The 13974-nt window shown below is 27.8% G+C and carries 14 protein-coding genes; 6 read left to right on the plus strand and 8 right to left on the minus strand.

Annotated features, from left to right (window positions below):
- Positions 1-15: 15 nt before the first annotated feature.
- Positions 16-486 (minus strand): DUF4442 domain-containing protein, encoded by a 471-nt coding sequence (locus MKD41_RS06940; RefSeq protein ID WP_240244706.1) that lies wholly within the window; start codon positions 484-486, stop codon positions 16-18.
- Between the two features lie 155 nt (positions 487-641).
- Here MKD41_RS06940 and MKD41_RS06945 point away from each other — a divergent pair, with 155 nt between their 5' ends.
- The 6 genes from MKD41_RS06945 to MKD41_RS06970 all read left to right on the plus strand — a co-directional run bounded on the left by MKD41_RS06945 (position 642) and on the right by MKD41_RS06970 (position 6607).
- Complete coding sequence (locus tag MKD41_RS06945) at positions 642-1013, plus strand: DUF4870 domain-containing protein (protein WP_240244707.1); 372 nt, start codon at positions 642-644, stop codon at positions 1011-1013.
- A 30-nt stretch (positions 1014-1043) separates the two neighbouring features.
- A complete protein-coding gene (locus tag MKD41_RS06950; RefSeq protein ID WP_240228334.1) occupies positions 1044-1379 on the plus strand; it encodes a PadR family transcriptional regulator in 336 nt (111 codons plus the stop codon).
- A 1-nt stretch (position 1380) separates the two neighbouring features.
- A complete protein-coding gene (locus MKD41_RS06955; RefSeq protein ID WP_240244708.1) occupies positions 1381-3129 on the plus strand; it encodes a PspC domain-containing protein in 1749 nt (582 codons plus the stop codon).
- Positions 3130-3223: 94 nt separating this feature from the next.
- Entirely contained in the window at positions 3224-3946 is a 723-nt protein-coding gene (locus MKD41_RS06960) for a head GIN domain-containing protein (protein ID WP_240244709.1), read from the plus strand.
- Between the two features lie 199 nt (positions 3947-4145).
- The gene (locus tag MKD41_RS06965; RefSeq protein ID WP_240244710.1) at positions 4146-5954 is read left to right on the plus strand and encodes a hypothetical protein; all 1809 of its coding nucleotides are present in this window, start codon (positions 4146-4148) and stop codon (positions 5952-5954) included.
- A 461-nt stretch (positions 5955-6415) separates the two neighbouring features.
- Positions 6416-6607, plus strand: coding sequence for a hypothetical protein (locus MKD41_RS06970; protein WP_240244711.1), 192 nt, complete (start codon positions 6416-6418; stop codon positions 6605-6607).
- Between the two features lie 17 nt (positions 6608-6624).
- Here MKD41_RS06970 and MKD41_RS06975 read toward each other — a convergent pair whose 3' ends face one another.
- From MKD41_RS06975 to MKD41_RS07005, 7 genes are all read right to left on the minus strand, one after another.
- Positions 6625-7041 (minus strand): RrF2 family transcriptional regulator, encoded by a 417-nt coding sequence (locus MKD41_RS06975; RefSeq protein WP_240244712.1) that lies wholly within the window; start codon positions 7039-7041, stop codon positions 6625-6627.
- A 95-nt stretch (positions 7042-7136) separates the two neighbouring features.
- Entirely contained in the window at positions 7137-8072 is a 936-nt protein-coding gene (gene ctlX / locus MKD41_RS06980; RefSeq protein ID WP_240244713.1) for a citrulline utilization hydrolase CtlX, read from the minus strand.
- Positions 8073-8160: 88 nt separating this feature from the next.
- Complete coding sequence (locus tag MKD41_RS06985) at positions 8161-9117, minus strand: dimethylarginine dimethylaminohydrolase family protein (protein WP_240244714.1); 957 nt, start codon at positions 9115-9117, stop codon at positions 8161-8163.
- 80 nt (positions 9118-9197) lie between these two features.
- Positions 9198-10484: a citrate synthase gene (locus MKD41_RS06990; protein WP_240244715.1), complete on the minus strand. Its 1287-nt coding sequence runs from the start codon at positions 10482-10484 to the stop codon at positions 9198-9200.
- Positions 10485-10662: 178 nt separating this feature from the next.
- Positions 10663-11952, minus strand: a complete 1290-nt coding sequence (gene eno, locus MKD41_RS06995) for a phosphopyruvate hydratase (RefSeq protein WP_240244716.1) — start codon at positions 11950-11952, stop codon at positions 10663-10665.
- 152 nt (positions 11953-12104) lie between these two features.
- Positions 12105-13211 carry a glutamine-hydrolyzing carbamoyl-phosphate synthase small subunit gene (carA, locus tag MKD41_RS07000; RefSeq protein WP_240244718.1) on the minus strand — a complete coding sequence of 369 codons (1107 nt, stop codon included), beginning with the start codon at positions 13209-13211 and terminating at the stop codon, positions 12105-12107.
- A gap of 96 nt (positions 13212-13307) precedes the next feature.
- The gene (locus tag MKD41_RS07005; RefSeq protein WP_240244719.1) at positions 13308-13967 is read right to left on the minus strand and encodes a hypothetical protein; all 660 of its coding nucleotides are present in this window, start codon (positions 13965-13967) and stop codon (positions 13308-13310) included.
- Positions 13968-13974: the final 7 nt, after the last annotated feature.

Consider the following 13974-nt stretch of genomic DNA (forward strand, 5'->3'; position numbering starts at 1 on the left):
ATTTATATTTTAAGGTTAATGCTTCTTTTTTGAACTTTTTAATTTTACACTCCATTCAAATTCGTAAACAGAAACTTGTTCATCATATTCATTAAGCCCAATTGATTTCATAACAATTGTTTGCCCTTCTCCCGTTTCAATTGTTTGTTTTAAAGCTCTATTAATTAAATTTCCATCTTTACAAATAAACCTAATTTTTCCAACAGCTTTTTTAGTAAACTTACCATTATGGTTTGTAACAAGCATAGAAATAGGCTTACCGCATTCTTGTATTTTTTTTATAACTAATGCACCTGTAGAAAGCTCTGCAGCCATTGATTGTACTGCAAAATACATGGATCTAAAAGGATTTTGATTTATCCATTTGTAAGTAACAGTTACAACAGCTTTTTCATTATCTAAATCTTTTAGTTTTACACCACATAAAAATGCTGATGGTAATTTAAACATTAAAAACCGATTCATTTTTTTTACAGTTACTTCCATATAATTATAGATTAATTTTATAACAAGATAGTTAAAAATTTTTAAGGTTAAAAAAGAATTATTTGTTAATAAAATGTTAAAATACAGTACTATGTGTTGCATACTACTAGCTTTTATACATATATTTGCATAAGAAACTAATAAAACTCAAAATTATGATAACTCAAAATGATAAAAATTATAGTGCAATAACACATTTAAGCGGTTTTACTGGATGGTTTTTTCCTTTTGGGAATATTATTGCACCACTTGTTTTATGGTCTGCTAAAAAAAATGAAAGCTCTTATATTGATGTACACGGTAAATCGGCTGTAAATTTTCAACTTAGCTTAATTGTATATGGTTTTTTATTAGCATTATTAATAGTACCTATTGCCATTTTTACTTTAGGACTGGGATTAATTGCTATTGTTTTAGCTTTAATACCTGCTATAATTTTAAAATTTATTTTAATTATTTCAGCAAGTATAAGAGCCAGTAATGGAGAACAATACCAATACCCTTTTACCATAGAATTTATAAAATAAAAATAGGCTTTTAAAAAAAAATCTTAACTTATGAAGATAGAAAACACAAAAGCACAAATGCGAAAAGGGGTTTTAGAATTCTGTATCTTATCCATATTACAACATGGAGATGCGTATACTTCTGAAATTTTATCGCAACTAAAAGATGCTAAACTACTAGTGGTTGAGGGTACAATTTACCCTTTATTAACTAGATTAAAAAATGCTGGTTTACTCAGCTATCGTTGGGAAGAATCAACATCTGGACCACCAAGAAAATATTATGCATTAACCGAAACAGGAAAATTATTTTTAACCGAATTAAATACTACTTGGAGCGCTCTTGTAGAAGCCGTTAACTTAGTAACTACCAATAAACCAACTTAAAATGAACAAAACAATTAATATAAATTTAGGAGGTATTTTCTTTCACATTGATGAATTAGCCTATCAAAAGTTAAAACTTTATTTAGACGCTATTAGAAGATCTTTAAGTGATGATCCACAAGGTAGAGATGAAATTTTAAATGACATTGAACATAGAATTGGCGAGTTACTTTCTGAAAGAATTAAAGATGTACGTCAAGTTGTTAATGAAAACGACATAGATGAAATAACTAAAATAATGGGGAAACCTGAAGATTATTTAGTTGATGAAGAAATATTTGAAGACATGCCTAACTACAAATCTAGAGCAACATCAAAAAAATTATTTAGAGATGCTGATGATAAATTTCTTGGTGGTGTTTGTTCTGGTTTAGCACATTATTTTGGAATGGATTCCATTTGGATGCGTGTTATTTGGTTAATACTAATATTTGGTTTTGGTATAGGATTTTTAATATACCCTTTACTTTGGATATTAATTCCACTTGCTGAAACAACTGCCGAAAAATTACAAATGAAAGGTGAACCTGTTAACATAAGTAATATTGAAAAAAAAATTAGAGAAGAATTTGAAGAAGTTTCCACACGTGTAAAAGATGGTGTAAATGATGTTACTGAAAAAGTAAAAAATTCTGAATTTAAAAAAAAAGTAAGTAATAAAACAAAATCTGGCTTACAAGAAATTTTAGACACTTTAGGTTCAATTTTAATAACATTCTTTAAAATTTTAGGGAAATTCATTGGAGCAATTTTAATACTTATTGCATCAGTAATTCTAATACTACTAATTTTAGGAGCTTTATCTTTAGGAAGCTTTCAAATATTAGATTTTGGTGATGATTTTATAATTCAGCAACCATTCTTTTATGACGCTGCCTTACCAACTTGGTTACTAATAGCGTTCACTTTTATTGCTATAGCTATTCCTTTTGTAGTGCTATTTATGATGGGTTTAAAAATTCTTTCTAACAATATAAAGTCTTTTAATTCAACCACAAAACTATCATTATTAGGTATTTGGATTATTGCACTGCTAGGAATAGCTTTTTCAGGAATTAACTATGCTGCGCAAACTGCTTATGATGGTGTTTTTAACCAAACCGAAGAATTACCAATTACTGTAACGGATACACTAAAAGTAAAAATAATTGGAGATGAAAACCTCTCTACCAGAAACGAGCTTAGAAGACGTTATTCTTATGAAACTGTGTATGATAACGACATTAAAAAATTATATTCTAACGGAATTTATGTTGATATAAAAACAACTGATAAATCAAATGCTTTTGTTAAAATTAGAAAAGAATCTTCTGGTAAAAATAGACAAAATGCAAATTTAAATGCAGAAACCATTGAATATCAATTTAATTTAACCAATCAATATTTATTATTAAATGGTTACTTTTTAACTGATTTTAAAAATATGGCTAAAGAACAATCAGTGGCAATAACTGTTTACATTCCAATAAATACAATTATTTATTTAGACAGTTCTACGCGTACCTTTTTAAACGATGTTGATAATGTTCAGAATATATATGATAGAGATATGCCAAAACATTATTATAAAATGACAGAAAATGGTTTAGAGTGTTTAGATTGTAATGCAGATATTTTTGGCAGTGGTTATAAAAAAGAAAATGAAAACTTTAAATTAAATATAGATAGTAATGGTGTTGAAATTAAAGTAAATGATGGCAATAACAAAGCCGAAATTAAGATTAATGAAAACGGTGTAAAAATTAAATAACTACAATTCAGCAAGCATTATCAACAGTTCAGTAAACTAAATTATAATTCAATTAAAAATGAGTATAAATTTGACTAACCTAAAAAAACAAACCATGAAACCATTAATCAAACTAACAGTAATGCTACTTCTTTTAATTTCAACAACATCGTGTTTTATAGATGGATTTTCAGGAATTAGAGGCAATAGAAATGTAGTTTTTGAAGACAGAACTATTAATTCCAATTTTAATGAAATTAAAGTACAACAAGGTATTCAATTATTTATTACACAAGATAATACTACTGAAATAAAAGTAGAAGCCGATGAAAATATTATAGAATTATTAATAACAGAAGTAAAAGATAATCAACTTAAAATATATTTCGAAAAAAATGTCTACAAAGCAAAAGCTAAAAATGTTTATTTAACAACTGCAGCTATTGATAAAATTAAAGCATCAAGCGGTGCTTCAGTTAAATCTGAAAACACCATTCAAACTCTATCTTTAAGTTTAGATGCTAGTAGCGGAAGTTCAATTAAAGCATTTGTAAATGCCGACACTGTTTCAACTGAAACTTCAAGTGGAGCAACAATTAAACTTGAAGGTAAATCTAAAACTTTCTCTGGCGAAGCAAGTAGCGGTAGTTCTATAGATGCAGATAAATTAATAACAGTTGATGCTTATGCACAAGCTAGCAGTGGTGCAAATATTAATGTAAATGTATCTGGAAAATTAACTGCAAAAGCAAGCAGCGGTGGTGACATTGATTATGAAGGAAGTCCTACCAATATAGACAAAAACACCTCTTCTGGAGGTAGTGTATCAGGAAGCTAATTCCAATTTATATATATAAATTGTTAAGTCAGTTCACTTTAAGTGAACTGGCTTTTTTTGTTAATATATGTGAAAGTTGCTCTAAAAATGATATTTATCACTTTTAATAAAAATTTGATAAGTAATTTTACATCTAATTTTTTATACAAATTTCACTTTTTATTTTAAAAGAGGTATAAATTAATAAATCTATTATAAAATGCAAAAAAAACAACACCCACATTCATTTCATATACCAGTAATGGGGTTGGCTTTTACACTTGACAGTCCAATCAAGGTTGCCCAATATGGTATATCGTCTGTAATTTCTATTGTTGACGATGTTATTATTGAAAAAATGAATAAATATTATTCTGCCAAATTTCAACTTCCATATAAAGAGATTTCAACAAAGGTAGAAGATTATAGAGCTAAACGAATTACTTCTTATCTAAATACTGTAGATACAATTGTAAAACATAAATTTGAAAATCTTAAAAAATCTTTTGAGACTAAAAGTAGTGAGTTTGAAAAGTACATGGATCTTTTACCAGATTTTTCAGAATTAAAACAAAGCTTTACAAATAAAATTAAAAACAATCCTTTAAAAGAAGACATTTATAATTGGATTCAAAATAACCTTACACCAGGTAATATTGATGTAAATATTATGACAAAATTAGATAAAGCTAATTTTAAAGGAAACGAAAAACTTTCTACAGAATTTAACGACGCTCATGCAGCTTTAAGAGGATTTGCTAATAGTAATTTAGAATCTTCAATTGTATTATCTGCAGGTATGAACCCAAGACTGTACAGTTATTTTGAGAATTTTAACGATTTTTTCCCTGATGAAAATGGAAACTTAAAAAAGAAAATAATTTTAAAAGTTAGCGATTATAGATCTGCCTTAATTCAAGGAAAATTTCTTGCTAAAAAAGGACTTTGGGTTTCAGAGTACAGAATAGAATCTGGATTAAATTGCGGTGGACACGCATTTGCTTCAGACGGATATTTATTAGGACCAATTTTAGAAGAATTTAAGAACGATAAAGATGCTTTAATTTCTGATATTCATAAAATTTTAGTTACAGCTTTAGAAAGTAAAGGAAAATATGTACCAACAAAACCACTTCAATTAGAAGTTACCGTACAAGGTGGCGTTGGAAATTCAAAAGAACATGAATTTTTACTTAAAAATTACAAAATAGATTCTGTAGGCTGGGGTTCTCCTTTTTTATTGGTACCAGAAGCTACAACTGTTGATGCTGATTCTATTGATAAATTAAAGAAAGCTACTGAAAAAGATTTGTTTTTAAGTAATGTTTCTCCTTTAGGAGTTCCTTTTAATAGCTTAAAAGATAGTTCTAATGATATAATTAAAAATAACAGAATTGCTGCTGGTAAACCTGGAAGTTCTTGTCCTAAAAAATTCTTAGCCCTAAGTTTAGATGAAAAAGGAAAACCACTTTGTACAGCTTCTAGAAAATACCAGTCGGAGAAATTAGAAACTTTAGCAAAACAAAATTTAGACAGTGCTACCTTTAAAAAAGAAGCTGCTTTAATTACAGATAAAACCTGTTTATGTGAAGGGTTAGCAAATGCAGCTATTTATAACTATAATTTACCTCATAAAGGAGAAAACCAAGGTGTTGCTATTTGTCCGGGACCTAACTTAGCATATTTTACTAAAGAACTTACTTTAAAAGAAATGGTTAGTCATATTTACGGTAAAACAAATGTTATTAAAACTAAAGATAGACCACATTTTTTTATGAAAGAACTTGCAATGTATGTCGATTATTTTTCAAATAAAGTAGATGAAATTCAAGATACATTTACAAAAAAACAAGAAAAATATTTAACAAATTTTAAAAGTAATTTAAATGATGGTATTGCTTATTATCAACAATTATTTTCTGATAAAGCAACTATTTTTGAAGAAAGCAATGAACGCTTATTAAAAGACCTTGAACAATTAAAAAATAAATTATTTAAAATAAAAATTCCAGCATTACAAGCTAGTTAAAACAAATTAATATTCTTTAACTTTTGAAAACGCAATATATTTATACTTCATAATATATTGCGTTTTTATTGAGTATATTCTATGCTTATTTAACAGTGTAACTTATGTAAACTTTGCATACCCCCTTAAAAATACGTATATTTGCAATCTATGAAAGATCTTAATCAAGAAAAAAATCATCGTATTTTTACCTTTAACTATTTAGTTTTCCGAAATCAATCGGAAAAATTTATTCCACCTGCTTTTTAATTATTTAACCAACTTCATATTTAGTTAAAAATAACTATCAATTAATTTGAGTGCTCTTAAATTAAAAAGGTTATTATATATAAACTTTTTAGTTTCGAATATTAACGTACACTTATATTCAATTTCTATTAATAATAAAAAATACTTTTAAAAGTCTCATTTTACATATACTATACAGCAGATAAATTTACCGTTAAAAATAATACAAAGACATGAAATTACTTTATATAAAAAGAACACGAAAAACAGAAAGTAGATACTCACCCAAAATGGGAAGACTAATTACAACTGTAACTTATATTAAAAAATATTTTTTAGGACTACCTTTAAAAACAATACATAAATATAGAGAAACCTACTATGGTGAAATAAAAGATTGCGAAGATTGTAATTTATTTATTTAAAGTCTTTTATAATTGTATTAAGAGCCACAGTGAAAATCTTCCAGAGTTTTATTTTCAAGAATTTTTAAAGTACTATCCCTAACTTGAACCATAAGTCTGTTTAAGCTACAACTCTCTTCGCTTGTACAATCATCACATTTTTCGTAGTAATTTAAACTTACGCATGGCAACATAGCAATTGGACCTTCTAAAATTCTAATAATGGTAGAAATTTTAATTTCATTTGGTTTTTTTAATAAATAATAGCCTCCACCTTTTCCCTTTTTTGAAGCTAGAATTCCATTTTTTTTAAGTGTTAATAAAATACTTTCTAAAAATTTTTTAGAAATACTCTCAGACTCAGAGATATCTGAAATTAAAACTGGCACATTAATTTCTTGTTTAGAAAGGTAGCTTAAAGCTTTTAAGCCATATTTTGTTTTCATTGAAAGCATAACTAAAAGTACAAATTAAATACTTAAAAAACCTTGGTTTTATTGAGTATTACAAATTTAAAGAAAACCCAAATATTTTAAATATAAATGATTAATTAATTTTTAGGAAGAAAGACTTCTGCCATCATACAACGAGCACTTCCACCACCACAAGCCTCAATTGTATTTAAAGGACTGTGTAATATTTTACAGTATTTTTCAATACTATCTATTTGATTTTTAGTCAAACAATTATAAGCTGAAGTTGACATTACCATAAATTTGGTATTACTACTTCCACAAACTTGTAACATATTACCTGCAAAATTATTAACCTGAGCTTCTGTAATTGCAATTACTTCTTTACCATCATCTTTTAAATGTTTTAAAACATTTTTACGCTCTTTTTTATCGTCAATACTTTCTAGACAAATAATAGCAAAAGATTCAGCCAAAGCCATCATTACATTTGTATGGTAAATTGGTAGCCGATTGCCATCTATAGTTTGGTTAGCAATAAAAGGAACAGGTGTATATTCAAAATCTTCACAAAATTCAATAAATAAATCTTCATCTGCTCTTGGTGACAAAGCACAATATGCCTTTTTATTTATTCTATCCAATAACAGACTTCCTGTACCTTCTAAAAAGACTTCTTCATCTTCTGCTGAAGTATAATCCATAATATTATTAATTACAAATCCTTTTTCTTCAAGAATATCAAAAACTTCTTCTCTTCTTTCTAAACGTCTATTTTCGGCAAACATTGGATAGACACCAACATCTCCATTTTGATGAAAAGACACCCAATTATTTGGAAAAATTGAATCTGGCGTGTCATTATCTTTCGTATCATTTACTACTATAACATCTACTCCTATAAATTGTAACTTTTTCACAAAATTATCAAATTCTTGCAATGCATTTGATTGAAGTTTTTCTGGTGTTATATTTTCAAGTAATTTTTGATAGTAATTATTTACAGCAGTCTGTTCATTCATTCTAAATGAAACAGGACGAATCATTAAAATTGAATTTGTTATTTGTTTCATGTCTCTATACTATTTTATAACCTTACCATTACTACGCATATTACAAGTTTACAATTAGTAATTTGCTTTTTTAGGTGGCTATTTAAAACTAATTTGTTTTTAATAATTTAAAAGCTTGTTGTTTATTTACTCTATCTCTTATTAAAGGCATTGTTGAGCATCTTAATAAACCTTCTTGTTTAGATATTTCTGCATAAGGCACTTCTTCAACAATAAAACCTTGTGCGCGTAACCAGCTATTTAATCTAAAAAAGTTTTTTTCAGAAACAACCACTTCATTAGAAATTGAAAATACATTAGAAAACATTTGATACATTTCATCTGCTGAAATCTCAAACAAATTTTCTTTTCCAAATAATTTTACTAAAAAATTATAATCTTCTTCATTTTTAAATCCTTCTTTATGAATAATTGCCTTGTCTTTTCCTACTGGTTGAAAACAACAATCTAAATGAAGTGCATTTTTTTTAGCATTGGTATTAGATTTTACCAATTCAAAAGCTTTTACTATTTTATTAGGAAATAATTCTTTAATAAAATTAACTCCTTTCATATTTGTTCTCGCCGTAATTATATCTGCATAATCTGCCCCGGTATACGTTCCAATAAATATATAATTCTTCCAAAGCATAACATCTCCACCTTCAAAATGAACATCATCTGATGTTGTTATAATATTTTCAGGATTAATAGTATCTAATACATAATTTATTGCTTCAATTTCCTTTTCTCTATCTGGTAAAATATTAGATTTAATTAACTTGTCATCAATAACAAAAGCAATATCCCTAGAAAATATTTGGTTGTAATTTTTTATAATATTTGGTCGAAATACTTTAACATTATATTTCTCAAAAACTGCATTTAAAGCTTCCATTTCCATAACCATATCTTTTTCTAAAGGATAGGTTCCTGCTTTAATATGTTCTATAGATTTTGGGTCGTAAGCATCTTCAATTTTAGGGGTTTCTCCACAAGACTTTGCTGTACCTAATATAACGGCTCTAAGACGGGAGGTTTCATCCTGAACATTTAATTTTATCATATTCAAAAATATTTTGCTGTAAAAATAAGAAAACCTCATAATTAATATGAGGTTTTCTTATTTATTTAAAATAATATATTTTATCTTTCATCTTCAGGAACAAACGGTCGTAATGTAGAACCAATATATAATTGTCTTGGTCTACCAATAGGTTCTTTTCTTAAACGCATTTCTCTCCATTGTGCAATCCACCCTGGTAAACGACCTAATGCAAACATAACTGTAAACATTGGAATTGGAATTCCTAATGCTCTGTATATGATACCTGAATAGAAATCTACATTAGGATATAAATTACGAGATTTAAAATAATCGTCTTCTAAAGCAACTTTAGCTAAACCTCTTGCAATATCTAATACTGGATCATCAATACCTAAATCTGCTAAAACTTCGTCTGCAGCCACTTTTATAATATTTGCACGTGGATCAAAGTTTTTATAAACTCTATGTCCAAATCCCATTAATCTAAATGGATCATTTTTATCTTTAGCTTTCTCAATATATTTTTGATAATCACCTCCATCAGCTTTAATTTCTTCTAACATTTCAATTACAGCTTGGTTTGCACCTCCGTGTAATCTACCCCATAAAGCTGAAATACCCGCTGAAATAGAAGCAAATAAACCTGCGTGAGATGAACCTGCTATTCTAACTGTTGATGTTGAACAGTTTTGTTCGTGATCGGCATGTAATATTAATAATTTATCTAAAGCATTTACTATTACAGGGTTTGATTTATAGGTTTCATTTGGTAAATCAAACATCATTTTCAGAAAGTTTTCTACATATCCTAAAGAACTGTCACCATATTCTAGAGGTAAACCTTCTTCTTTTCTATAAGCCCAAGCAGCTAAAACAGGTAATTTTCCTAAAATTTTAACTATAGCATTATACATTTCTTCTTCAGAATCTACATTTACACTTTTTGGATTAAAAGCGGTTAATGCACTAGTTAAAGCAGAAACTACCCCCATTGGGTGTGCAGATTTAGGGAATCCATCTAAAATCTTTTGGACATCTGTATCTACCAAAGAATTTTTTTGTATATCTCTGTGAAATTTATCATTTTGTTCTTTTGTAGGTAATTCTCCAAAAATTAACAAATATGCTACCTCTAAAAAGTCTGATTTTTCAGCTAACTCTTCAATAGAATATCCTCTATAACGTAAAATTCCTTTTTCACCATCTAAAAAAGTAATAGCACTTTCGCAAGAACTTGTATTTTTAAATCCATTGTCAATAGTAGTAACTCCTCCAGTTACACTTCTTAGTGTTGAAATATCAATGGCAAGTTCATTTTCTGTTCCCTCCAATATTGGAAACTCATATTTTTTACCCCCTACTTCTAATATTGCTTTTTCTGCCATATTTAATTTATATCATATTAATTAATAAACTTGTTTTCACTATGAGCGAATTTAATAATTTTTAGACTATTGTAAAAGAATTTTGAATAATGTTTTGTTAATATTGTATATATTTTTGTTACAAAAGCAAAAAAGCTGAGTAAAAACTCAGCTTTTTATAATAAAATAAACTTTTTGATTAAAGAACTTTAAAAGCTTTTGCTTGTGGATAGTAAGCAACACTTCCTAATTCTTCTTCAATTCTTAACAATTGGTTGTATTTTGCCATTCTATCTGAACGAGAAGCAGAACCAGTTTTAATTTGACCACAGTTTAAAGCTACAGCTAAATCTGCAATTGTATTATCTTCAGTTTCTCCAGAACGGTGAGACATTACAGAAGTATAACCTGCATTGTGAGCCATATTTACAGCTGCTATAGTTTCAGTTAAAGTACCAATTTGATTAACTTTAATTAAAATTGAGTTAGCAATACCATTTTCAATACCTTTAGCTAAACGCTCTACATTAGTAACAAATAAATCATCTCCTACTAATTGAACTTTATCTCCAATTAATTCAGTTAAATATTTAGTACCATCCCAGTCATTTTCATCCATACCATCTTCAATAGAAATAATAGGATATTTAGACGCTAATTCAGCTAAATATTCAGCTTGTTCTTTTGAAGTTCTAACAACACCTTTATCTCCTTCGAATTTAGTGTAATCGTATTTTCCATCAATAAAGAATTCTGCAGAAGCACAGTCTAAAGCTAATTTAACTTCTTCTCCTGGTTTATAACCTGCATTTTCAATTGCTTTTAATACAGTTTCAATTGCATCTTCTGTTCCATCAAAAGTTGGAGCAAATCCACCTTCATCACCTACAGCAGTACTTAAACCACGGTCGTGAATTAAACCTTTAAGGTTATGGAAAATTTCACTTCCCATTTTAATTGCTTCTGTAAAGTTTTTAGCTGCAACAGGCATAATCATAAACTCTTGAAATGCAATAGGTGCATCTGAGTGAGAACCACCATTAATGATGTTCATCATTGGAACTGGTAATGTATTTGCGCTAACACCTCCAACGTATCTATATAAAGGCATTTCTAATTCGTTAGCTGCTGCTTTTGCAACTGCTAAAGAAACACCTAAAATAGCGTTTGCTCCTAATTTAGATTTGTTTTTTGTTCCATCTAATTCAATCATTGTTTGATCGATGAAATTTTGTTCAAAGATAGAAGTACCAATAAGTTCTTCTGCAATAATTTCATTTACATTTTTTACAGCTTTAAGAACTCCTTTACCCATATAATCTTTTCCACCATCTCTTAATTCCATAGCTTCATGTTCTCCAGTAGAAGCTCCTGATGGAACTGCTGCTCTACCTAAAACACCATTTTCTGTTACTACATCAACTTCTACAGTTGGATTTCCTCTTGAATCAAATATTTGACGTGCATGAACACTTAAAATTATACTCATTTTTCTATTATTTTATTTAATTATTTTCTACTTCAAATTTACAAAATAAAGACTAATCTCAAACGTATTTTGAGACCTTTTATACGATAACGTTTTCGTCTTTACATTCAAAAAAAAAGCCACTAACTATCTTAATTTGTGGCTTTTATAAATTATTTCTTATGTGATTGTATATTCTCTATAAATTGATCAAAAAGATATGATGAATCATGAGGACCTGGACTTGCTTCTGGATGGTATTGAACTGAAAAACAATTTTTATTTTTCATTTTCATTCCAGCTAAAGTATTGTCATTTAAATGCAAATGTGTTATTTCAAAATCTTTATGTTCTTCAACATCTTCTTTACTTACAACAAACCCGTGGTTTTGAGACGTTATTTCTCCTTTACCTGTTAACACATTTTTAACTGGGTGATTAATACCTCTATGACCATTATGCATTTTATAAATATTAATTCCATTAGCCAATGCAATAATTTGATGACCTAAGCAAATACCAAATAAAGGTAAGTTTTGTTTAATTATTTCATTTGCTACCTCTTGAGCTTCTTTAAGTGGCGTTGGATCTCCAGGTCCGTTAGATAAAAAATAACCATCTGGGTTAAAAGCTGCCATTTCTTCAAAGGTGGCATTGTATGGAAACACTTTTATATAGCATCCTCGTTTAGATAAATTTCTTAAAATATTTTTTTTAATACCTAAGTCTAAAGCTGAAATTTTATAAGGTGCATTTTCATCTCCATAAAAATAAGCTTCTTTTGTAGAAACCTTAGAAGCCAACTCAAGACCTTTCATATCTGGAACACTAATTAATTGCTCTTTTAAAGCTTCAATATCAAGATTTGTAGATATTACGGCATTCATTGCTCCTTTATCTCTAATATAACTAACAACAGCACGTGTATCAATGTCTGAAATAGCCATTAAATTTTCTTTTTCGAAATAATTTTCAAGAGTACCATCTGCATTAGCTCTAGAATAGTTGAAGCTAAAGTTTTTACATACTAATCCTGAAATTTTTATTGAATCAGATTCTACTTCATCCGCATTTACCCCATAATTTCCAATATGAGCATTAGTAGTTAACATTAACTGTCCAAAATAAGAAGGATCCGTAAATACTTCTTGATACCCTGTCATTCCAGTATTAAAACAAATTTCACCGAAAGCAGTCCCGTCTTTTCCTATAGATTTACCTTCAAAAACAGTTCCGTCAGCTAATAATAAGATTGCTTTTTTTTGTTGTTTATATTTCATACTTAGTACTACTTAATTTTTTTATTTTTTTGTAAAAATAATATAAATATTATATTAATGATGTAAAATATTAATTCAAATGAAAAACTAATTTAATTACAACTGATAATAATAATTAAAGATTTTAGAGACATCTTCTTCTTTTTTATATGACAATTTATTTTTCTTTACAAAAGAAACTATTTCATTTTGTTTAGATTTAAAAATTTTCAGAATGTCTTTTTTCTTTAGTTCAACTTGAATTAAATCATCTTTAAGATAAAAGAAATAGTTATAGATTAATTTCTTTTGTCCTGGTTTTATAACTTTATTGGTAATTACATGAACTTCTGGTTTAGTTTCTTTTATAAAGTGTTCTTTTAAAAACATATAATCAGAATTACCGTTGTTTAAGTTTTCATAAAATTTATTGTCAATATTAACAAAGCTTCTTCCCGAAATAAGAACTTTATCTAGATTATAAAAAGTAAATAAAGAGTCTTTAGTAATTTGAGAAACAAATTCACCTTGAAGGGTATCTAAGTTTAAATTTTTTATTAAAAATTCACTACCATTAAATACTATTGTAGCGTTATTCTCCCATTTTTCAAATAAATAAAATTTGTTATTTTGTGAATTAGCATCAGAAAATAATGAATTTGATATTAATTGAGTTTTCCCATTCGCTATTCCATAATCGATAAAATCAGGTATTTGAGCTGTAATGCTAAAAGAACAGTTAAGTAAAATAAAAAGTAATACACTAAAAATTTTCATAATATAA

The sequence above is a fragment of the Lutibacter sp. A64 genome (assembly GCF_022429565.1).
Taxonomy (GTDB): domain Bacteria; phylum Bacteroidota; class Bacteroidia; order Flavobacteriales; family Flavobacteriaceae; genus Lutibacter.

Bases quoted from the DNA above. Each gene is read 5' to 3' on its own strand.
- MKD41_RS06965 (WP_240244710.1), top strand. From the start codon at position 4,146: ATGCAAAAAAAACAACACCCACATTCATTTCATATACCAGTAATGGGG.
- MKD41_RS06970 (WP_240244711.1), top strand. From the start codon at position 6,416: ATGAAATTACTTTATATAAAAAGAACACGAAAAACAGAAAGTAGATAC.
- MKD41_RS06950 (WP_240228334.1), top strand. From the start codon at position 1,044: ATGAAGATAGAAAACACAAAAGCACAAATGCGAAAAGGGGTTTTAGAA.
- MKD41_RS06940 (WP_240244706.1), bottom strand. From the start codon at position 486: ATGGAAGTAACTGTAAAAAAAATGAATCGGTTTTTAATGTTTAAATTA.
- MKD41_RS06960 (WP_240244709.1), top strand. From the start codon at position 3,224: ATGAAACCATTAATCAAACTAACAGTAATGCTACTTCTTTTAATTTCA.
- MKD41_RS06945 (WP_240244707.1), top strand. From the start codon at position 642: ATGATAACTCAAAATGATAAAAATTATAGTGCAATAACACATTTAAGC.
- eno (WP_240244716.1), bottom strand. From the start codon at position 11,952: ATGAGTATAATTTTAAGTGTTCATGCACGTCAAATATTTGATTCAAGA.
- ctlX (WP_240244713.1), bottom strand. From the start codon at position 8,072: ATGAAACAAATAACAAATTCAATTTTAATGATTCGTCCTGTTTCATTT.
- MKD41_RS06975 (WP_240244712.1), bottom strand. From the start codon at position 7,041: ATGCTTTCAATGAAAACAAAATATGGCTTAAAAGCTTTAAGCTACCTT.
- MKD41_RS06990 (WP_240244715.1), bottom strand. From the start codon at position 10,484: ATGGCAGAAAAAGCAATATTAGAAGTAGGGGGTAAAAAATATGAGTTT.
- carA (WP_240244718.1), bottom strand. From the start codon at position 13,211: ATGAAATATAAACAACAAAAAAAAGCAATCTTATTATTAGCTGACGGA.
- MKD41_RS07005 (WP_240244719.1), bottom strand. From the start codon at position 13,967: ATGAAAATTTTTAGTGTATTACTTTTTATTTTACTTAACTGTTCTTTT.
- MKD41_RS06985 (WP_240244714.1), bottom strand. From the start codon at position 9,117: ATGATAAAATTAAATGTTCAGGATGAAACCTCCCGTCTTAGAGCCGTT.
- MKD41_RS06955 (WP_240244708.1), top strand. From the start codon at position 1,381: ATGAACAAAACAATTAATATAAATTTAGGAGGTATTTTCTTTCACATT.